We start from the raw sequence: 21920 nt of genomic DNA, 5'->3' as shown, positions 1-21920 counted from the left end.
GTTATTTCTCCTCTTTTTTATACTGTATTGAATCAAACATACGTTCTACTAGCTTAGGAGCTATCTCATCTTCTGCTAGATAGAATATCCATACTTGATCTTTGTTAGCACCATTGTCTGTTAATACTCCTTCGAACATTACTTTCTCTTCTACTTGATTAGTAGGGTTCTTGAATGCAAACTCACCATAAACAAGTGTCCCGAGAATACCATTTGCATTCTCAAAGCGTTCATCTTTATACTCTAAGTTTTCTATTTTATTGTTTTGTGTCAGCAATGAAATAGAATAAGTAATCAATTCCTTATCAGTATATTTATATTCCTTAGTGGTAACTACATTATTTAATACAATGTGAATAGGGTCTTCTAGTACACCATATTTAAATTGATTAAGTGATGATATACCATCAGGTTTTCCTTCTTGCAATAAAGGTTCATTCTTACGGATTAGAACTTCAGGAGTTGAGATAGTCAGTCCTGGAGCAGTACCGTACGTACTAGTAATCCATTCTTTGTTCATCAGTTTCTTCGTATTGTTGAATGTAAACCAATGATAGTCTTCTTTAGCAGAAGTATTGATAATATACACTATCCCAGTCACAACAACTAAGAATGCTGTGATGGCTGTAGGGATCCATATACGTATTCTTTTCTTTTTCTTTTTACTTTCCTCTCTTCTTCTGATTAACTCTGTTTGTGTTGCAGCAGAGATAGGATAAGCCGTATTGATACTGTCTATGACATTCTGTATCTTAGAAGTATCTGCTGTTATTTCACCTTCAGTAGGTTGAGACTTAGCGAACTTAACTAAGTCAGCAGATTCTAGAACTCGTTTTAATTCTTTAATCACCACAGGATCTAGCTTTACCTTCTTATCATTTAAAGTAGCCTTAAGAATAGTGATAATTTCGAAAGTCGTCAATTCTTTTGCTGAGATTCCAAAAGTATCTTCTATAAACCCTCTTGTGATAATACTCATGTCAGAATAGTATGGTTTAGCATCACCTCTATTCCAGTTTTTCTTCTCTTCTAGTTTCTTCAGTTTTTTAACTGCTTTCTCATAAGGAGTTTTGTATTTATCATCCTCCGTAAGGTCCTTCTCTTGTTGTCTTCTGATATAGATATAGATACCTATCCCCGCTAGTACAGCGATGAAGATAAACAGTAGATAATACCAATCTGTAGAGAAAGAAGCTCCTTCTTTAGAGATTGACTTAATTTCATAAAGAGGTTGTTTTAATGTATCTACTGCTACATCTTGTACATGTATCTGTATAGAGTCTGTATGAAATAGCTTAGCATCTACTATAACAGGTACAGCAGGAATACTAAAATCACCTGGGTCGAATTGCGTCAAGTGATATTTCTTAATAAGCTCCTGTGTATTATCATTCTTAATCGTATCAATAGGGAATGACTCTACTACATCAAAGTTCCCTATCTGTTCTGTAGCAGGGAATGTAATTAAACTTCCTGTGTTAGAATGGGCCTTTATGGTGTATAGAAAGGTGTCTCCTATTTTTATAGCAGTAGTATCTACTTGCGTTTCTATTCTATTTTGAGCTAGAGTAGAGAAAGTAGCAATTAAAAAAATAATAGCGATATGTAGAAAATTAGATTTCATTGTCCTTATCTCGATTTAAAGTATCCTAGTAATTTTTTGACATAACTATCATTTACTTCAATATTGATAGTTCCTGCTCCACATTTTTGAAATACTTTGGTAAAGTTTTCTTCTTGCTTGTGGAAGTGAGAAGCATAGGCTTTTCTTACACTAGCATCAGAAGTATTGATTAACTGTTCTGTATGAGTCTCTGCATCGAATACATTGATAAGACCTACATTAGGAAGTTCTTTCTCTCTTTTATCGTAGATTCTTATGCCTGTAATATCGTGTTTTTTTGCCGATATCCTTAAAGTCTGTTCAAAAGAGTGTGTAATGAAGTCTGAAAGCACAAAGACAATAGCTTTCTTCTTGACTACCTTCGAGAGATACTCAAGAGCAAAGCCTACATCTGTCTTTAGACTTTTAGGTTTGAAGTCGATAAGCTCTCTGATTATTCTCAGCACATGTGTTTTTCCCTTTTTAGGAGGAATGAATAACTCTATCTGATCAGAGAACAGTATTAGACCTATTTTATCATTGTTTTGAGTAGCAGAGAAGGCAAGTGTAGCAGCTATTTCGAGTACAATATCCTCTTTAAACTGATCAGTAGACCCGAACGCTTCCGAACCACTCACATCCACTAAGAGCATCATTGTTAACTCACGCTCTTCTTCGAATACTTTGATATAAGGCTCATTATAACGTGCAGTAACATTCCAGTCTATAGCCCTTACATCATCGCCAAATTGATATTGACGCACCTCTGAGAAGGTCATACCTTTCCCTTTAAAAGAAGTGTGATACTCTCCCGAAAAAATATGGTCACTTAATCGCTTTGTTTTTATTTCGATCTTCTTGACCTTCTTTAAGATATCTTTGGTTTCCATGACTATACAGCTTTCAAATTAACAAAATCATCAAAACCTATCTACACTTAACTATAAATAGGTTTTGTATATTAAAAGTTATCCTTGTTCTACTAAGGAACTTCTATTTCATTTACGATTTGGTTAATAATATCTACAGAAGTAATATTCTCAGCCTCTGCTTCATAAGTAACCCCGATTCTATGGCGTAATACATCTATTACTACTGCTCTCACATCTTCTGGAATTACATACCCTCTCTTTTTGATAAAAGCGTAACATTTAGCTGCTAGAGCTAAGTTGATACTTCCACGAGGAGATGCACCGAAGCTAATCATAGGTTTTAACTTCTCTAGTTTAAATTGTTCTGGATAACGAGTAGCGAAGATAATATCTAAGATATACTTCTCTATTTTCTCATCCATATATACTTTCTTAACAGCTTCTTGAGCTCGTTGTATTTGTTCTAGAGTTACTACAGCATTAACTTGAGGTTTCTCACCAGCTAAGTTTTGACGGATAACAAGTCTTTCATCCTCTAATTTAGGATAATCAATAACTGTCTTAAGCATAAAACGGTCCATCTGTGCCTCTGGTAGAGGGTAAGTACCTTCTTGCTCCACTGGGTTTTGAGTAGCCATAACTAAGAATGGCTTGTCTAGTTTGAAAGTGTCATCACTGATAGTTACTTGTTTCTCTTGCATCGCTTCTAGTAATGCAGATTGTACCTTAGCAGGAGCACGGTTAATCTCATCCGCTAGAATGAAGTTAGCGAATATAGGTCCCTTTCTGATCGAAAAGTCATTTTCTTTTACGTTATAGATCATTGTACCGATAACGTCTGCTGGTAATAAGTCAGGCGTAAACTGGATGCGGTTAAATGTTCCATGTACTGCTTTAGATAAAGTATTAATGGCTAAAGTTTTTGCTAATCCAGGTACTCCTTCTAATAAAATATGCCCTTGTCCTAACAAACCAATTAAAAGTCTATCGATCATATGTTTCTGACCAACAATAACTTTATTCATCTCCATGGTTAGGATATCGATAAATGCACTCTCTCTTTCTATTAATTCGTTTAATTCACGGATATCATAATTAGATCCTGTTGTGTCCATATCTATAGTTTTTTTTCTAAAGTAATATACTTTTCTGATTCTTACCGCAAATTCAAAAAATATTCTCTATTAAGTTGTTAATGTATGGTTAAATATAACAATGGAGTTTCTGATTTAGGTCTGAATTGTGAGTTTCTTTTTATAATTTTAAGAACAAAACAAGAATGTTGTGATTAATAAGCGATTACTTATTAAAAATTTACTAGCGCATTATGATGAGAATAGCTTTTATGATAAGAAGAGGCAACTCAATCTGCACAGTAAATCGGGCAAAGCTAAGTTTTTAAAACATATCTGTGCTTTAGCGAATTCAAATCCAGACAATAGCTCCTATTTATTAGTAGGGATAGAAGACGAAGATAACGAAATAGTAGGTGTAGACTTCTATGATGACAGTAAGATTCAGAATTTAGTCAACGCTTATTTAGATAATCCTCCGCTTATCACCTATGATAATGTGGCTTTTAATGACCTACCCAAAGATAAGGTAGTAGGTCTTGTCTCTATTCGATCAGGTATCGGTCTAACGACGTTTAAGCGGTCAATCAGTGAGATAGCAGAAGGAAGTTATTTCGTGAGGATAGGCAGTACCTCTGTTCCTGATGCAGTAGTACCTCGTAGCACGAATAGGGAAATAGTAAAAAGCATAGAGAAGAACTCTCAGAATGATCTAGCGAGTATCTTAGATAGTGTTATCACCTTTATGACAGATACGCATCGAGATATGAAGCCGAGATATAATGTTTTTAGAGAACAATTTATCATTTGTTGGGCAGGTAATAAAAAGATGGTTAGGGGGATGCCTTTTTATTCTAGAGTAGATATAGAGTTTGTCAATGAGCAGATTAAGTTGTTTTATTCAGATCTTGACTCTGTCACGATTGCGTATAATGGGCATAAGTTTGTGATAACAGAGTATCTAAATCTAGGGCTGAATGATAAGACGAGTTATTACCCATTCGAAGAAGTGATGATCTCTTTCTCAGAGAACGGGACTTATTCTATGACCAACACAGTCTTATTTAAAGCACCATCCTATAATAGAAATATCCTTGGACATATCTACGGATCTAGTCTTAATGTTATTTATAAACTTCAGAACAACCTTAAATTGACTTCTAAGGAAGAACGTGTGTTGGGTAAACTATGTTTTAATATGATGTTGTGCTACCTAAACGGTTTTGAAGATGCTAAAGATGAACTAATCTCCGTTAAAGATTATCTAAAATATTCGAATGACCCTCAGCTCTTTATAGCCTTTAAGGAAGTAATGCGTATCTTGCGTAAACTGAAATACGAAACAGAAATAGATGAGTAGAACACTAGTTATAGGGGATATACACGGTGGTTATAAGGCGCTATTACAAGTGATGGAACGCGCAAAAGTAACCCCTTCAGATAAATTAATTTTTTTAGGAGACTATGTAGATGGGTGGAGTGAATCTGAGAAGGTAGTAGAGTATTTATTAGCTTTGAAGGAGACACATAATTGTACATTCTTAAGAGGTAACCATGAGACGCTTTTAGTGAATTGGTTAGAAACAGGTAAGGAGAATAAATTATGGGAAGGCAATGGAGGAGACGCTTCTGTTAAGTCCTATTCTTTAGACAATATCACAAAAGAAATGAGAGAGAAGCATCTCCATTTCTTTAGAAACTTACAGAACTATTATATCGATGAGAACAATAGACTCTTCGTTCATGCAGGTTTTACGAACTTAAGAGGAGTGAAGGACGAGTATATTGAAGAAGGCCTTTATTGGGACAGAACGTTATGGGAGATGGTATTATCTATGGATACAACGATCAGTAAGGAAGACATTAGATACCCGAAGAGATTGTTGCACTATCACGAAATCTTTATAGGACATACACCTGTTACTAATTATGGTTTTAAGTATCCTATGAACTTTGCCAATGTATGGAATATAGATACAGGAGCAGCATTCTTAGGACGTATTTCTATTCTAGATATAGAGACAAAGGAGTATTGGCAGAGCGATGTAGTCGCTGAGCTATACCCAGATGAGGAGGGAAGGAACCATAAATAAAAAACACTTTTATTATATTTGTCACACACAATCTTGTTATATGAAGAAAATATATTTAGTACTATTACTCTTAGTAGGTACAGTAGGAGCTAGAGCACAGGCTGTTAATGAAGTAAAAGTGAATGTGTTTAATACACTTGCACTAGCATCAGTAGAGATCGGGTATGAGCACTTTATTGGGCACAACCAGTCGATAGGAGCTAATTTTAATATCAACGACCGTTTTTCTTACCACAAAGAAAAAGGAGGAAAGAACCAAAAGTTTAATACCAACAGTTTAGTTGTTAACTATAACTACTATTTTGGGTCAGGGAATGATGCACATGGCAGTGGTTATGTAGTATCTCCTTTCTTGAAATACCGCTTTGGAGATTTTAAAGAGAACCTATGGTCAGAAGCAGCAGATACGTCTATTAGAACTAAAGTAGATATGAATAGCTTCATCTTTGGAGTAGGCTTCGGGTATAAGTGGGCTTTAGGAGACTCATTCACGATTCATCCTTTTGCAGATATCGCGAGAAACTTCAGTAGTGAAGTGAATGACAGATTCTCTGCTATTGAGTTTAATGCAGGGATTAACTTAGGATATAGATTCTAAACACTTAGATAATAGAATAAAATAAAGGGTGCTTACTAACTGTAAGCACCCTTTATTTTTATAAGTATAGACTAGAAGTCAAATTTAATACCTTGTGCTAATGGTAGCTCTGTACCATAGTTGATTGTATTCGTCTGTCTTCTCATATAAGCTTTCCACGCGTCTGATCCAGACTCTCTTCCTCCACCAGTCTCTTTCTCACCACCGAATGCTCCTCCGATCTCAGCACCAGATGTACCGATATTCACATTAGCGATACCACAGTCAGAGCCAGCATGAGATAAGAATAACTCCATTTCTCTCATACTATTCGTGAAGATAGAAGAAGATAGCCCTTGAGGCACCCCGTTTTGCATAGCGATAGCTTCTTCGATATCTTTGTACTTCATGATGTATAAGATAGGTGCGAATGTCTCAGCCTGTATAATTTCGTAAGTATTCTTACCTTCTATGATACACGGTTTTACATAACATCCACTCTCATACCCAGCACCTTCTAGTACACCGCCTTCTACGATGACCTTACCACCTTCAGCTTTTGCCTTTTCTATAGCGTCTAAGTAATCTTTTACAGCTGCTTTATCGATAAGTGGTCCTACGTGATTAGTAGCGTCTAATGGGTTCCCTATTTTTAATTGTGCATACGCCTTTTGTAGTACATCTACTGTTTTATCATATACGCTCTCGTGTACGATCAGCCTTCTCGTACTAGTACAGCGCTGTCCTGCAGTACCTACAGCTCCGAATACAGCCCCTACTAATACCATGTTGATATCAGCATGCTCAGATACGATGATAGCATTATTACCTCCAAGCTCTAGGATAGTATTACCGAAGCGTTCTGCTACAGTCTTAGATACATGTCTACCTATACGAGTAGACCCCGTGAATGATACTAGAGGGATTCTAGGATCCGTGTTGATTAGATCACCACACTCATTACCGATAACTAGGTTACATACACCTTCAGGGATATTGTTTTTCTTGAATACGCCAGCTACGATATTCTGACACGCTACACCACATAATGGTGTCTTAGAACTAGGTTTCCAGATACACACATCACCACATACCCATGCGATCATGGTATTCCAACTCCATACTGCTACCGGGAAGTTAAATGCAGAGATAACACCTACCACTCCGATAGGGTGCCACTGCTCATACATACGGTGCATAGGGCGCTCAGAATGCATCGTTAGTCCGTATAACTGACGAGATAGACCTACTGCGAAGTCACAGATGTCGATCATCTCCTGTACCTCACCTAGACCTTCTTGAAGGCTTTTTCCCATCTCGTATGATACTAGCTTGCCTAAGTATTCTTTTTTATTTCGAAGTTCTTCACCTATTTGTCTTACGATTTCGCCTCGTTTAGGAGCAGGCACTAGTCTCCAGCTTTTAAAAGCCTCCTCTGCAGTAGCCATTACTTTTTGGTAATCTTCTTTTGTAGAAGCTTTTACTTTTCCGATAAGTTGACCGTCTACAGGAGAATAAGATTCTATAATCCTACCGTTAGAAAAAGAATTAAGACCTGTAGAAGAACCATTGTTCTCTGCCACGAGTCCTAATTTTTCTAATACTTCCGAAATACCAAATTGGTTATTAGATGTCGTCATTTGTTTTTTTATTTATAGTTTGTAATTGATTGTTACTTGCTAATATAAAAAAAAATATAACAGGGAGTGTAATGTACAGTAATCTACTATTCTACGAATTTTGCATCAGTAGGCATCACAGTCTGACAACACTTACAGGTTCTCAATTCTTCAGATGAGTAGAAATGTTTAAAATGAGGTAAGAAATCTTTCTCTATATCCGTCAATTCAAAATAGACTTCATATAATTTATGATTACAATTTTCACAGAACCACATGAGTCCATCTTTTGCACCAGGGTCTTTTCTTTTTTTCTCTACCACTAGTCCTACAGAGTTCTCTGTACGGATAGGTGAGTGAGGTACCTTAGCAGGTAGTAGATAAATGTCTCCTTCGTTTAAGGTAATGCGCTTGCGTTCGTTATTCTCTTGTATATCGATATAGATAGTTCCTTCTAGTTGAAAGAAGAACTCTTCAGCTTCATTATAGTGAAAATCCTTTCTAGCATTAGGGCCACCTACGACCATAATAATATAATCAGACGCTTCAGGGTAAATGTTTTTATTGCCAACAGGTGGTTTTAATAAATCTTTATTCTCTTTTACCCATTTAAATATATTGAATGATGACTGTGTACTCATAGTATGATATATGAATTAATTACTTCTGCTCAGCCAACTTTGTGGGTTATAGATATCTGTATTTCGAGACAGTAAGAACTTCAACACCGTCTGACCATTACTATTCGTACTGATAGACCCGATGTCTTGTTTTAGACTTACTTTATCTCCTTTTTTGACAGATACATCACCTAAGTTTTGATAAACAGTTATATAATCTCCATGTTGTATTAAGACAGCTTTATTACCACCAGGTAATACCTGTACCTGAAGGACATCTCCTCCGAATACTGCTCTAGCTCTAGCGCCTGCCTCAGTAGTGATCTCTACACCACTGTTGTGTATCGTCAGCTGAGTCTGTACAGGGTGAGGCTGATCTCCATAAGGTAGAGAGATATATCCTTTAGCTACTGGCCAAGGTAGTTTACCTTGATTTGCTCTAAAGTTATCTGCTACGATTTTCCCTTCAGGAGTAAGCTCAAAGGCAGTAGCAGACTTCGTAGAAGCAGTAGACTTAGTCGTCTTCTTACCTTCTTTAGCGGCTTTCTCTCTAGCGATACGGTTCGCTTCTTCAATCGCTTCTTTGATCAATTGCTTGATTTTTCTATCGATTGCCTTTGTCTCCTCTTGCTTTTGCTTGATGTGTTTGTTATACTTTTGCTGATCTTTTTGTACGATAGACATTAGGTTCTTTTGTTCTCCTAGATCCTCTTGTAAGTTCTTTTCGTTCTGTTGTTGTTCAGTAAGTAGCTTTTGCTGTTTTGCTTTTTGTGTACTTAGTCTAGCTAGTGCCTCTTTTAGAGATTCAGCCTTAGCCTTCACCTCATCTGCTTGAGATTTTCTATAGTCAGCATATTGCTTCATATACTGTACTCGTTTATAAGCTTGAAGGAAGTTATCTGATGATAATATGAACATCAGTCTACTTTGGCTAGACTTTGTTTTATATGATTTTAATACCAGATCAGCATAGTCTTTTCTAAGTTTAGCCAACTCTGCTTCTAGGGTATTAACCTCTTTTTCTGTTTTAGAGATATTGCTATTTGTTGCAGATATTTGTTTTTGAACATTGTTTATTAACTGTCTATTTAAGTTAATCTTACGGTTGTTCTCATCTATTTCTAATAGAATATTTCTCTCTTTCGTCTTTTCTTTTTTAAGTAAATCTTTGACAATATTTATCTCCACTAAGATTTGCTGCTTTCTACGCTCCAGTTGTTCTTGCGTTTCTTTCTTTTGCCCGTAAGCAAAAACAGTACATATTAATAATAAGGATAAATACGCTCGTCTCATTTGTGGATTACTTCTTGTTGATCTTATTGTTTTATTCCGACTTGTTTATAACCTGCTGGAACTTTGTAATTAAAGTTCAAGTTATCATTAAAAGTCACATTGTCATAACGAATGTTCAAATGTATGCTTTTTTCTTGTCTTGCATCTATATTTATTTCAGTAGGAGTCGTATATTTTCCCACTTTTTTATATTCTGGATACGAAATAGTGACAATTCTATTGCTAGATGCCTGAGATATCTCTTCTTTTTTCAATAATCCATTTTGGTCTTCGAAGAAATAAGCAGATTGAATATCTTCTTCTACTTTAGCTTTGATTTTGTGCAATCCTTCTTCTATAGATGCTTCATACTTATTAGTTCCCGACTGAGCATCTAGAGCCTGACCTAATAGCAGATTCTGAAACTTAGTATAGTTAAGGTCTGTACCTAGCCACTGGCTTAGCATACTGAAGTCTCCTTTGAAGAATACCTTATTCCACTTCTCATAGTACTGCACTCCTTCTGGAGTTACATATACCTTCGCTATCGGAATACCTATAAAGCGAATGTTCAGCAAGATCTGTTTATCCTTTTCGATAAAGATATCCATAGAGAACTTCTTAGACTCATTATCTGCCTCATAAGACGCAGAAGAGCGAATAGCAGTGGTAGTGAAGTCTACTATTTGTTTATTGTGGTTGTTTAGAATCGTAAGCACAGTTTTAGCATTACTAGCCTCACTCTCGTCTAGTATACCATCCATGTTCTTCTTCTTACATCCTACGACTAGAAATAAAGTACATATAATAAGTAGGGATATCTTTTTCATAATTGTCTAAAACTATTTTATAGTAGCAAGATAGATAAAAAAAATCCGTTTTAAACTTTATTTAAAACGGATTTAATATTTTAGAGTCTGTTCCTGTATTCAATAAGGATGCAGATATAGTCAAATAAATATATCAACAGAGTATACAGGCGACGTCTATATCATGATTTAGTCTAGTACAGAGTAGTCTCCGATACTGATACTCGTATGCTTACCGTCATAAGTGGCATGGTTACCCACCATAGCATTATCTAGATTTGCATTTTTGATCGTAGAGTTTGTTTGGATAAGACTGTTTTTGATAGTAGCATTTTCTACTTTACAGTTGTCTCCTAGAGATACATTAGGTCCTACAGTCGTATTCACTAATACTACATTTTCTCCGATATAACATGGACGGATGATCGTACTGTTCTCTAGCACTACATTACTAGATACATAGTTAGCGTTCTCTTGTTCTAAGAAACCTAGCATTCTATTATTCGTATCTACAGTTACATTTTTATTACCACAGTCCATCCACTCATCTACCTGACCAGGTACGAAGCGCATTCCTTTTTGCTTCATATTCTCTAGAGCGTCTGTTAGTTGGTATTCACCTCCTTTGATAATATTATTATCTAGTAAGTACTCTAATTCTTTGCGCAACGTTTCACCACTTTTAAAGTAGTAGATACCGATGATCGCTAGATCAGAGACAAACTCTTTAGGCTTCTCTACGAAATCTACGATGTCGTTTTTATCATTTAGTTGTACTACACCGAATGCGCTAGGATCTTCTACCTGTTTTACCCAGATAACGCTGTCAGCATCTTTCTCTAGGTTAAAGTCAGCGCGGAATAATGTATCTGCGTACGCTACCACGATAGGTCCTTGCATAGCTTCTTTAGCACATAGGATAGCATGAGCAGTTCCTAGAGCTTCGTTTTGATAACATATAGTCCCTTTCGCTCCTAGTTTAGCAGCGATAGCGATTAAGTCTTCTTCTACTTTTTTTCCAAAGCTCTCGTGGATGATAAATGCAATCTCATCTATCGTATCGTTAAGAACTTTAGCGATGTCTTCTACTAATCGGTGTACAATAGGTTTCCCAGCGATAGGGATTAATGGTTTAGGAACAGTTAATGTGTGAGGACGAAGTCTAGACCCACGACCAGCCATTGGTACAATAATTTTCATTTTCTAATATCTTTATATTACAATATCTATTTTACTCCAGTACTCCCAAAACCTCCAGCACCTCTCTCTGTATCAGTAAGTACCTCTACAGGCTGCCATTGGATTTGTTCGTATTTAGCGATTACCATTTGAGCAATGCGTTCCCCGTTCTCTATCACGAAAGGTTCTTTTGACAGATTGACTAAGATAATACCTATTTCACCTCTATAATCAGCATCTATAGTACCAGGGCTATTTAGTAAGGTGATTCCTCTTTTTGCAGCTAATCCACTTCTAGGTCTGATTTGTGCTTCGTATCCCTCAGGTAGTTCTATAAATAGACCTGTAGGTACGATGGCTCTCTCTAGAGAGTTTAGCGTGATAGATTCTTCTAAGTTCGCTCTAAGATCCATCCCCGCAGACTGATTCGTCTCATAATTCGGCAATGAATGTTTAGATTTATTGATGATTTTTACGGTAGTCATATCTATTTTTTAATGGTTAACAAAGATAAAAAAGTTATACTGATTAAAAGAACATTATGCGATTAAGTATGAGTGTGATATTGTGTTTTTTATGTTTTTATAGGGGTGGTCGGCTTGTGGTCGGCATTTGATGGGCATGTGGTCGGCTAAAAAGTGCTATAAATAAGCCGACCACCTACCGATCAATAGCCTAGCAAATAATGATCACAAGGACTAGACTCAAAGAATGAAGTTATAATCCTGCTGAAATGAGGAGATGTAAGTAAGGAGTTGTTATAAATTATAGCAATTCTGATCGATAAGGCACTTTAGATTCTTTTCGGAGCTATTTTTGTGCTATTCATAAATGTAATAACGAGAGATGATGACCATAGATTTCGTTTAGATATCTTAATAAAGATTGTATTTTTGGTCTAAAGAGTTTCTAGATTTTAAACAGATGTATATAGACAATAAGTATTATCGACTGAGCACTATCCTCTATAGAGTGAAGGATATAGTAGATAAGGCTATATCGAATAACTACTTTTGGTTAAGGGCAGAGATAGGTCAGCTAAAGGAAGACCGAAAGGGACATCTCTATCTAGAACTCGTAGAGCACAAAGATGGAGTGGTGCTAGCCAAGTGTCGTGCGAATATCTGGCAATCTAATGCCTATGTGATTAAAAAAACCTTAGGGGAGAATGCGAATGAGATACTGAAGAATGGGGCTGAGATTATGTGCTACTGCGAAGTCACGTTTAGTAATCTATACGGGATGTCTATAAATATACATCGGATAGACTTGTCATACTCATTAGGAGAAGTAGAACGCATAAAACAAGAGAATCTTAGAAAGCTAGTAGAGCAGGGATATCATCAGCAGAATAAAGAACTGTATCTACCTGCTGTGCTTCAGCGCATAGCCTTAGTAAGTTCTAAAGGGACTGCAGGGCATGCAGATTTTATAAAACAACTAGAGGAGAACGAGTATAACTTCGTCTATCATCTAGATCATTATGACTGTCAAGTGCAGGGTGATGGGGCTGTAGCGTCTATACAAGAGGCGCTGAGTGAGATAGAGCCAGATGCGTATGATGTGATCGTGCTGATTAGAGGGGGAGGATCGGCGCTAGACTTAGATGTGTTTAATCACTACGAGTTAGCAGTGACGCTAGCCACGAGTCATACACCTGTATTTACTGGGATAGGACATGAGACTGATAGTTCGTTAGCTGACTTTGTAGCTAATCGTTATTTTAAAACGCCGAGTGCCGTAGCAGCTTATATCGTGGAGCGGACTGCTCTGTTCTATACGGATATCAGTAGGATGTATGAAGGCATTATGCAATCTTATAAACAGCATATCACTGTAGAACAGCATAAACTAGAAGTAGCAGAGAAGGAGATAAGGTTATATGGAGTGGCACAAGCCAAACAAAAAAAGCAAGAACTAGATACATTGTCTAATAGACTGATAACAGAGGTGAGAAAACGCCTTCATACAGAAGAGTCGTTTATAGAGAGTGCGACGCAGTCTATCTCCTATCGGGCTCAACGTATAACGGGTAAAGAAACTCAGACGCTAAAAGAAAAAACGAAGCTAGTCGCTTATTTAGCACAACAGTGTATCGATGTACATCAACAACAACTGAATACTTCACTAGAGAAACTGGTCTATCAGGCAAAAGGGCAGTTGAAGAAAGAACGTGTACGATTAGTTACCTTCGAAGAGATTACGACAGCGTATGACCTGAGTTCTATTCTAAGGAAAGGGTTTGCGATCGTGATGCACAATGGACAACTGTTGAATGAACACCAAGAATTAAATATAGGAGATGAGCTAGAGATAGCGATCTATAATAAGAAGTATAGAATTATATTAGCAGAAATAAAAGAAGTGAAGCAATGGAACAACTTACTTATGAAAAAGCCGCTTTAGAATTAGAAGCAATTCTGAATGATTTAAAGAATGATGAAGTCACAGTAGACGAATTAGCGAGTAAAGTAGAGCGCGCATCTAAACTAATAGTGTTCTGTAAAGAGAAACTCACAACTACAGAACAACAAGTAGAAGGAATTATAGAGAAACTAGGACTATAAAATAAGAACACGATCATAGAGATACTCCATGACCGTGTTCGTCGTATGTAGTTTACTATATTATAGTCTTTCTTTCATGTCTAAGAGAAGACAGGCTATAGCGACCTGTTATAATCATGGTAATAAATATCCTTAGTTACCAAACGAATCATGATTAGTCATGCTGTTCTGTAGGAAATGTCGTACATCATCAGAAGAAGGCAACTCATATACATCTAGGTGAAAATAATCTACAGCAGCTAATATGTGGTCGAATATGTCTGCCATGATATTCTCATATACTGCCCACACAGTGGTATTCGTGAAGGTGTATATCTCTATCGGTAGCCCGTGCTCTGTAGGTTGTAAGTGCCTTACCATAAGATGATATTCTTTGTGAATATTAGGGTTCTGTTCTATATACCTTGTCACATAAGCTCTGAACATTCCTATATTTGTTATTCTACGTCCGTTGATAGGCATAGATTGATCAGCTTGTGTTCTCTCGTTGTATTCTTCTATTTCTTTTTGACGCTCTTCTATATACGGAGCTAATAGTTGTATCTTTTTAAGTAGTTCTATCTCATCCTTCTCTAGATAGCGGATAGAAGAGATTTTAATATTGATACTTCTCTTAATCCTTCTACCTCCAGAAGTCTGCATACCTCTATAGTTTTTAAACGAGTCACTGATCAGAAGGTGAGTCGGTATGGTGGTGATTGTCTTGTCAAAGTTCTGCACCTTCACCGTACTTAGGTTCATCTCTAGTACTGTACCATCTGCTCCATACTTAGCCATCTCTATCCAGTCTCCTACGCGCACCATATCATTAGAAGAAACTTGAATACTCGCTACAAATCCCATAATGGTATCTTTAAATACTAGTATAAGAATGGCTGAGGCTGCTCCTAATGAGATTAAGAATTTAATAGGGTCTGTACCTGTGATGATAGAGAATATAATAATCCCAGAGAAGAAATAAACTAGTATACTAGATACCTGTGCGTAGCTATCTAATGGTTTGTCTGCTAGACGTGGCTTGCTCTTTAGGTAATCTCGGATACTGCGTATAGTAGATCTAATCACTAAGGTCAGAGCCACTGTGACTAAGATATCCGTCAAGGACATCACAAACTTTGTTAGGTTCGGAAAACCTAAAAAGAAAATCGGAAATAAGATCTTCGCTAAGGCGATCGGAATTAAGTGTGTGACATTGTGAAAGAATTTATTTTCTACTAATAAGTCATCGAACGTCGTTTTAGTCTTAGAACTAAAAGTCTTTACTAAGACAATAAAAAAGTTCTTTAGAATATAATCTAAAATGAACATACAGATTGTAAATGACGTTAGTAATAGAATAGCTGTCACTACATGGGTAGCATATTCTGATAGATTTAAGAAGTCTAGCAGGTTGTAGAACCACTGATATAGTCCGTTGAAATCTTCTGTATTGATAATAGAGTTAATATTAGTAACTAGATAGTTATTAATCATCATGTAATTATGGCTTTTATATTTATAGCTCTTTTAATATAAGCATTATAGCAGACAAATACAAATGAGTACTGCTAATGTGTGTGAAAAGTAATTAATTTTTTAGAGAAATCACTTAAGAAAAGTATAAACTGTTGAAAAAACAGGTGAATCTGAAGTGAGTGTATTGTCATGATGTAAAAAAAGGCGAAATGCTTAACATCTCGCCTTTTAGAGGGTTTTTTATATTTTCTTTTAATGCTATAATTGATTCAGCATAGAGTTGATTTTATCCAGATTAGGAGTTAAGATAACTTCTATACGTCTGTTCTTCGCTTTGCCTTCAGCAGAGTTGTTACTGAAAAAGAGAATCAAAATTATGTTACTGTTAAGTAGAGATTAAATGTTAGGTAGATTAGTGAATTTAACGGTGTGTAAGTAAAGATTATGTGATAAGTGTAAGTCTTGTAGTTAGTTTTTTTCTTAAATTTAAACTGAATGAAAGTAATTACACTTGTATGATAGATAAACTAGATGTAATAAGTTATTTATCTTGTAAAAGATTACTTTTGAGAAGTATAATTTTAATTTAATTCTAATGAGTAGTAAAACGTTTTTTTTGTCCTATGACCTTGGTTTAAGAGGAGATTACTCAGGGTTATATTATTTCTTAGATAAGTACGATGCTAAAGAGTGTGGAGGCTCGGTGGCTATATTTCGCTATGAGGTAGATAAGAAAACTTCATTTGATGAGATACTAGACCGTATCAAACAAGAAATAGAAGAGTATGTAAAGATTAATGAGAAACTTGATAGAATCTATATTATGGGAAGAGATAATGAGAGTGGTAATATGAAAGGAAGATTTATAATAGGTAGACGAAAAGAGAGTCCTTGGTCGGGGTATTATAATTCGGAGGAAGTAACTATTGATGATGAAATATAAGGTATGGAGAGGATTTTAACTGATTCTGGTTTTTGGATAGGACTGTTATATGAGCGTGATGAGCATCATAGTAAGTCTATTGAATATGCTGAATTATTAGAAGAGGTTGAAATTATTTTTCCTTTTCCTTGTCTTTATGAGATAGTTAATACAAGGCTAGCAAGGCGCAGAGATTTGTTAGCTAGATTTAAAACAATGTTGTCTTTGCCCAATGTCCATCTTGTCTATGATGATATGTATAGAGGAGAAGCTTATGCGAGAGTTTTTGACACTGTAGAGGCTAATGTACCTATTAAGAGTATAGCTGATGAGATTCTGAGAGGAATTTTGATAGATGATTCATTACACATTACAGGTATCGTCACATATAATGTAGAAGATTTCATTGATATAGCAGCTAAAGTTCCCCGTATAAAAATATATGATTAGTTCTTTTATTTGATAGTGCTATATGTTTCTAGATAGGATAAAAAAAGTCCCCTAAATAAAATTTAGAGGACTTGGTATAACGATAGTTGATTATAATTATAATTGATTCAGCATAGAGTTGATTTTATCCAGATTAGGAGTTAAGATAACTTCTATACGTCTGTTCTTCGCTTTGCCTTCAGCAGAGTTGTTACTTGCTAGCGGAGCATATTCACTTCTACCAGCAGCTGTAAGATTTCTCTTATCTATATTAGGCGTTTGCTCTAGAATAGACACGATAGTTAAAGATCGTTTAGTAGATAAGTCCCAATTAGTCTTTACTCCATCTCCTAGATTACCTAATATCTTATCATTATCTGTATGTCCTTCTATCAGTACTGTGATATCGGGGTTGTCAGCTAGTACCTTGCCTAGCTCTATTACTGCCTCTTTTCCTTCATCACTGATCGTCCAACTTCCAGATTTAAACAACAATTTGTTTTCCATAGAGACATAGACACGTCCATTTTTTTGTTCGATGGTCAGTCCTCTACCTTCGAATGCGTTTAGGGCATTAGATAAGTTGTCTTTTAGGGTACGCATCTGCTTATCATTAGCCGCTAAGATACTCTCTAGCTCAGCTACACGTCTTGATTTCTCTTCTAGTTCCGTTTTGGCTTTAGCTAGTCTAGCAGCCTCTGCTTTTAGTGTTTCTTCACTGTGCTTCTCTAGATTGTTATAAGAGCTTTCTAGGTCTCTTAGTTTGTTCTGTGCAGCGGCTATCTCAGCATTAAGATTACTTCTCTCTTGTTGAAGTTCTTTTAACTGAGCAGCTAGTTGTCTTTTGATATTTTCTAAGTCTGTATTAGAACTATTCATCAAGTCTAATTCACTACTTAGTTGTTCGTTTTCGGCTAATGCATCTTTGTACTGTTGGTCTAGTTCATTGTATAACTTGCGTGTCACACATGATGATAACATGGTAAGCGCTAATAAGCCTAGGCTAATCTTTTTAATTGACATAGTTTGTTGTTTTATGAGGGAAAAATAGGGGTTATGCGTCTATCTCTACGAGTATTGGGCAGTGATCAGAGTGCTTTACATCGGGTAGTATAGTCGCGTGTTTTATCTTGCTTCTCATATTCTCTGTCACTAAGTGATAGTCTATTCTCCACCCTTTATTATTATTACGAGCATTCGCTCTGTATGTCCACCAGCTGTAGTTATGTGGCTCTTGGTTGAACATACGGAAGCTGTCTATAAACCCATTGTTGATAAACTTGTCTAACCATGCACGTTCTTCTGGTAAGAAACCTGATACTTTAGCATTGCGCACAGGGTCATGGATATCGATAGCTTGGTGACAGATATTATAGTCTCCACAGATCACTAGGTTTGGAATCTCTTTCTTTAGGTTATCGATATAGTTGAAGAAGTCATCCATATACTGATATTTAAAGTCTAGTCGCTCTATATTAGAAGCAGAAGGTAGGTATAGAGACATCACAGAGATATCGTCATAATCTACTCTTAAGTTTCTACCTTCGAAGTCCATATAGTCTATACCTGTTCCGAATACTACGTTCTTAGGTTCTTGTTTACACAAGATAGCTACTCCACTATAACCAGCTTTCTGAGCAGAATAATAGTATTGGTATGGATATCCAGCAGCTAGTATATCAGCTACAGGTATTTGATCTTCTTTTGCTTTTATTTCTTGTAGACATATAATGTCTGGATTCTCTTCTTGAATCCATTCTATAAATCCTTTGTTTATAGCAGCACGTATTCCATTTACGTTATACGAGATTATCTTCATATAAAATGAGTATGTAGTTTAAAAAATCAAAAATATAAAAAATATATTTTTTGATTTAATATCTTATCTTTGTTTTAATCAGTTATTTATACATTTTGTAATTTCTTTTTTATGAATTATAGTACTAGTCTGATAAAATAAAATGGAATAGCTGAAGATTTTAGTATATTTGTATTACTTAATTTTGAATTTTAATGGGGTTAGTAACGGCGAAAGAAGTAGCAAAGGCAATTAACGTAGATAAGTATGGTTTTCTAGGAACCTTTACGGGGTGGATGTTGATGAAGGCGCTTAAAATCACTACGTTAAATAAAATTTACGACCGCAATAAGCATTTGTCTAATCTAGATTTTTTAAATGCTATCTTAGAAGAATTTCAAATAGAATTTGAAATAGATCCAGAAGAACTTAAGAGACTGCCTAAGAAAGGGCCTTATATAACTATTTCTAATCATCCATTAGGAGGAATAGACGGTATTCTATTGCTTAAACTGATGTTAGAGCATGATCCTGATTTTAAAATTATCGCTAACTTTTTATTACATCGCATAGAGCCATTAAAGCCTTATATTATGCCTGTAAATCCTTTTGAAAACAATAAGGATGTTAAATCAAGCGTTATAGGATTAAAAGATACTTTAAGACATTTAAGCGATGGAAAGCCTTTAGGGATATTCCCTGCTGGGGAAGTGTCTACGTATAAAGATGATAAACTTATCGTAGATAAACCTTGGGAAGAAGGAGCGATTAAACTGATAAAGAAAGCAAATGTACCTGTAGTACCTATTTATTTTCATGCAACAAATAGTAAGTTATTCTATTTCTTGTCTCAAATAAATCCTACGTTGCGTACAGCTAAACTGCCTTCTGAACTATTAACTCAAAAAAATAGAGTGATCAAAGTGAGGATAGGTAGACCGATATCAGTAGAAGAACAAAGTGAACACTATGATATAAGTGATTATGGTAACTTCCTGCGTTTTAAAACATACTTATTGTCGAATGCTTATAAGGATGAAGATATACGCAAATGGATTAAAGTACCTTCATTTAATTTCAAATTACCAAAAAGCGTGAAAGATATTATTGAGGCACAGCCAGTAGAGAAGATTTTAGAAGAGATTAATACGCTGAGAGAAGGTAATTATAGATTATTACAGAGTAAGAATTATGAGATATTCTTGTGTAAATCAGATCTAATACCAACGATTCTAACAGAATTAGGACGTTTAAGAGAAATTACGTTTAGACAAGTAGGAGAGGGAACGAATAATGAACTAGACTTAGATCAATACGATAAGTATTATCACCATATGTTCTTATGGGATAATGATACTCAACAGATTTGTGGAGCATACCGTATGGGATTAGGGACAGAGATTTATAAGAAATATGGAATCAATGGGTTCTATTTAAATGAGTTGTTCCGCTTTGAGTCTGAGTTATATCCGATGATGTCTCAGTCTATAGAGATGGGTAGAGCTTTTATCATTAAAGAGTATCAACAGAAGCCAATGCCTCTATTCTTATTGTGGAAAGGTATTGTACATACTACATTGAGATATCCTGAACACAAATACTTAATCGGTGGAGTGAGTATTAGTAATCAGTTCTCTGATTTCTCTAAATCATTAATGATTGAGTTTATGAGATCACACTATTTTGATCCTTATATCGCTCAGTACGTCACTCCTAAGATGGAATATAAAGTAAATCTTAAGGATAGTGAGAAAGATTTGATCTTTAGTGAGACAGATTCTGATTTAAATAAATTCGATAAGATCATTGAGGATGTAGAACCAGGAAAGTTAAGATTGCCTGTATTGATTAAAAAATACATTAAGCAGAATGCAAAGGTGATCGCTTTTAATGTTGATCCATTGTTTAATAATGCAATAGATGGTCTGATGTATATCAAGATTGCTGATCTACCAGAAAGTACAGTGAAACCTGTAATGGAAGAATTCGAAGCAGAACTTGAAAGAAAGATTCAAGAAGAAAATAACAAAAGCGAAAAGCAAGAGTCATAAAAAAAGGAGTTTCTATTGAAACTCCTTTTTGTTTTTAGTATAGTAATTTGATTTTGTCTATAATCGTTTGCGCTAGTTTTTCTTTGCTTTCTATAGTCCATCCTCCGATATGAGGGGATAGTAATACATTCTTAGCTTGTATTAAGTATTGCATAGGTTCAGGAAGAGTATTATCTGAGAACATATTCTCGAAAGAAGACTTCTCGTACTCTAATACGTCTAATGCAGCACCTCTTACTTTACCAGACTTTAAAGCTTCGACTAGATCTGTAGTATTGACAGACTTCCCTCTAGCTGTATTTATAAACCAGAAAGGCTTTTTGAACCCTTGGATTAGTTCCTTGTTGATGAGATACATGGTCTCCGGTGTCTGTGGAGTATGTAGGCTTAGGATATCAGCTCGTTCTTGTAACTCTGCTAAACTTACTTGTTTTGCATAGGCATTCTCTAGTCCTTCTCTGATATCGTGGAAGATTACTTCACAGTCAAACCCTTGTAGGCGTTTGGCAAAAGCATTTCCCATATTTCCATAGCCTATAATACCTACTGTTTTACCTTCTATCTCATGTCCTCTGTTTCCTTCTCTAATCCAGATTCCTTGTCTTACTTCTTGGTCGACTAAGTTGAGTTTATTCATTAGGCTTAGTAGCATCCCTAAGGCGTGTTCTCCTACTGCAGTTCTATTACCTTCTGGAGCAGCGATAAGTGCTATACCTTTAGTCTCTGCATATGCACAGTCTATATTCTCTAGTCCAGCACCGACACGTCCAATGAACTTTAAGTTAGTTGCTTTCTCTAAAAAAGATTGATCAATAGAAAAGCGACTTCGGATAATGATACCTTCATATTCGTGTATGTTTTCTGCTATTTCTTCTTTACTAGCAGTGTAGTTTTCTACATTTTCGTATCCTAGTTCTGCTAGTTGTGTAATCATTAAAGGATGATTACTATCTATATGTAATACTTTCTTAGTGTTCATGG

The 21920-nt window shown here is 35.7% G+C and carries 21 protein-coding genes and 1 pseudogene; 8 read left to right on the top strand and 14 right to left on the bottom strand.

What is annotated here, in order from left to right:
* Position 1: 1 nt before the first annotated feature.
* From E0Z07_RS04935 to E0Z07_RS04925, 3 genes are all read right to left on the bottom strand, one after another.
* A complete protein-coding gene (locus tag E0Z07_RS04935; protein WP_006258011.1) occupies positions 2-1624 on the bottom strand; it encodes a BatD family protein in 1623 nt (540 codons plus the stop codon).
* Positions 1625-1629: 5 nt separating this feature from the next.
* Positions 1630-2493 (bottom strand): DUF58 domain-containing protein, encoded by an 864-nt coding sequence (locus E0Z07_RS04930; RefSeq protein ID WP_006258012.1) that lies wholly within the window; start codon positions 2491-2493, stop codon positions 1630-1632.
* A gap of 92 nt (positions 2494-2585) precedes the next feature.
* On the bottom strand, positions 2586-3590 hold the full coding sequence (locus E0Z07_RS04925; RefSeq protein WP_006258013.1) for an AAA family ATPase: 1005 nt from the start codon (positions 3588-3590) through the stop codon (positions 2586-2588).
* A gap of 169 nt (positions 3591-3759) precedes the next feature.
* Here E0Z07_RS04925 and E0Z07_RS04920 point away from each other — a divergent pair, with 169 nt between their 5' ends.
* From E0Z07_RS04920 to E0Z07_RS04910, 3 genes are read left to right on the top strand one after another with little or no spacing between them, the layout of a single operon-like run.
* Positions 3760-4908, top strand: a complete 1149-nt coding sequence (locus E0Z07_RS04920; protein WP_006258014.1) for a DUF5929 domain-containing protein — start codon at positions 3760-3762, stop codon at positions 4906-4908.
* Complete coding sequence (locus E0Z07_RS04915; RefSeq protein ID WP_016649875.1) at positions 4901-5641, top strand: metallophosphoesterase family protein; 741 nt, start codon at positions 4901-4903, stop codon at positions 5639-5641. The genes E0Z07_RS04920 and E0Z07_RS04915 overlap by 8 nt, the downstream gene beginning before the upstream one ends.
* 40 nt (positions 5642-5681) lie before the next feature.
* Positions 5682-6239, top strand: coding sequence for a DUF3575 domain-containing protein (locus tag E0Z07_RS04910; RefSeq protein WP_006258016.1), 558 nt, complete (start codon positions 5682-5684; stop codon positions 6237-6239).
* Between the two features lie 71 nt (positions 6240-6310).
* Here the strand turns inward: E0Z07_RS04910 and amaB are convergent, their stop codons facing one another.
* The 6 genes from amaB to dut all read right to left on the bottom strand — a co-directional run bounded on the left by amaB (position 6311) and on the right by dut (position 12202).
* Entirely contained in the window at positions 6311-7858 is a 1548-nt protein-coding gene (amaB, locus tag E0Z07_RS04905; protein WP_006258017.1) for an L-piperidine-6-carboxylate dehydrogenase, read from the bottom strand.
* 86 nt (positions 7859-7944) lie between these two features.
* Positions 7945-8478 (bottom strand): 3-hydroxyanthranilate 3,4-dioxygenase, encoded by a 534-nt coding sequence (locus E0Z07_RS04900; protein ID WP_016649872.1) that lies wholly within the window; start codon positions 8476-8478, stop codon positions 7945-7947.
* Positions 8479-8493: 15 nt separating this feature from the next.
* Positions 8494-9750 carry a murein hydrolase activator EnvC family protein gene (locus E0Z07_RS04895; RefSeq protein WP_131540345.1) on the bottom strand — a complete coding sequence of 419 codons (1257 nt, stop codon included), beginning with the start codon at positions 9748-9750 and terminating at the stop codon, positions 8494-8496.
* A 23-nt stretch (positions 9751-9773) separates the two neighbouring features.
* On the bottom strand, positions 9774-10559 hold the full coding sequence (locus tag E0Z07_RS04890) for a DUF4292 domain-containing protein (protein ID WP_006260415.1): 786 nt from the start codon (positions 10557-10559) through the stop codon (positions 9774-9776).
* A 168-nt stretch (positions 10560-10727) separates the two neighbouring features.
* The gene (locus tag E0Z07_RS04885) at positions 10728-11738 is read right to left on the bottom strand and encodes a sugar nucleotidyltransferase (RefSeq protein WP_006260414.1); all 1011 of its coding nucleotides are present in this window, start codon (positions 11736-11738) and stop codon (positions 10728-10730) included.
* A 26-nt stretch (positions 11739-11764) separates the two neighbouring features.
* Positions 11765-12202, bottom strand: a complete 438-nt coding sequence (gene dut, locus E0Z07_RS04880) for a dUTP diphosphatase (RefSeq protein ID WP_006260413.1) — start codon at positions 12200-12202, stop codon at positions 11765-11767.
* A gap of 439 nt (positions 12203-12641) precedes the next feature.
* Here dut and xseA point away from each other — a divergent pair, with 439 nt between their 5' ends.
* Both xseA and xseB read left to right on the top strand, forming a co-directional pair.
* Complete coding sequence (gene xseA / locus E0Z07_RS04875; protein WP_131540344.1) at positions 12642-14123, top strand: exodeoxyribonuclease VII large subunit; 1482 nt, start codon at positions 12642-12644, stop codon at positions 14121-14123.
* Complete coding sequence (gene xseB, locus E0Z07_RS04870) at positions 14090-14284, top strand: exodeoxyribonuclease VII small subunit (RefSeq protein ID WP_006260411.1); 195 nt, start codon at positions 14090-14092, stop codon at positions 14282-14284. Before xseA ends, xseB begins: the two co-directional genes overlap by 34 nt.
* A gap of 132 nt (positions 14285-14416) precedes the next feature.
* On the opposite strand, the gene E0Z07_RS04865 is transcribed toward xseB, so the two are convergent.
* Entirely contained in the window at positions 14417-15760 is a 1344-nt protein-coding gene (locus E0Z07_RS04865; protein ID WP_131540343.1) for a mechanosensitive ion channel family protein, read from the bottom strand.
* Between the two features lie 237 nt (positions 15761-15997).
* Positions 15998-16096: pseudogene (locus E0Z07_RS04860) on the bottom strand (cell envelope biogenesis protein OmpA); the annotation flags it as partial.
* Between the two features lie 238 nt (positions 16097-16334).
* Between E0Z07_RS04860 and E0Z07_RS04855 the strand changes: the two are divergent.
* Positions 16335-16682: a hypothetical protein gene (locus E0Z07_RS04855; protein WP_131540342.1), complete on the top strand. Its 348-nt coding sequence runs from the start codon at positions 16335-16337 to the stop codon at positions 16680-16682.
* A 3-nt stretch (positions 16683-16685) separates the two neighbouring features.
* Positions 16686-17111, top strand: coding sequence for a hypothetical protein (locus E0Z07_RS04850; protein ID WP_131540341.1), 426 nt, complete (start codon positions 16686-16688; stop codon positions 17109-17111).
* Positions 17112-17207: 96 nt separating this feature from the next.
* Here E0Z07_RS04850 and E0Z07_RS04845 read toward each other — a convergent pair whose 3' ends face one another.
* Positions 17208-18113 carry an OmpA/MotB family protein gene (locus E0Z07_RS04845; protein WP_131540340.1) on the bottom strand — a complete coding sequence of 302 codons (906 nt, stop codon included), beginning with the start codon at positions 18111-18113 and terminating at the stop codon, positions 17208-17210.
* Positions 18114-18144: 31 nt separating this feature from the next.
* Positions 18145-18909, bottom strand: coding sequence for an exodeoxyribonuclease III (locus E0Z07_RS04840; protein WP_006258027.1), 765 nt, complete (start codon positions 18907-18909; stop codon positions 18145-18147).
* 194 nt (positions 18910-19103) lie between these two features.
* Between E0Z07_RS04840 and E0Z07_RS04835 the strand changes: the two genes are divergently transcribed.
* Complete coding sequence (locus E0Z07_RS04835) at positions 19104-20939, top strand: GNAT family N-acyltransferase (RefSeq protein WP_131540339.1); 1836 nt, start codon at positions 19104-19106, stop codon at positions 20937-20939.
* Positions 20940-20973: 34 nt separating this feature from the next.
* Here E0Z07_RS04835 and E0Z07_RS04830 read toward each other — a convergent pair whose 3' ends face one another.
* Positions 20974-21918: a 2-hydroxyacid dehydrogenase gene (locus E0Z07_RS04830; protein ID WP_006258029.1), complete on the bottom strand. Its 945-nt coding sequence runs from the start codon at positions 21916-21918 to the stop codon at positions 20974-20976.
* Between the last annotated feature and the right edge of the window lie 2 nt (positions 21919-21920).

Source organism: Myroides odoratimimus, from assembly GCF_004337635.1.
Classification (GTDB): domain Bacteria; phylum Bacteroidota; class Bacteroidia; order Flavobacteriales; family Flavobacteriaceae; genus Flavobacterium; species Flavobacterium odoratimimum.
The sequence above is the reverse complement of the archived record's forward strand: the minus strand, read 5'-3'. Positions and strand labels throughout refer to the sequence as shown.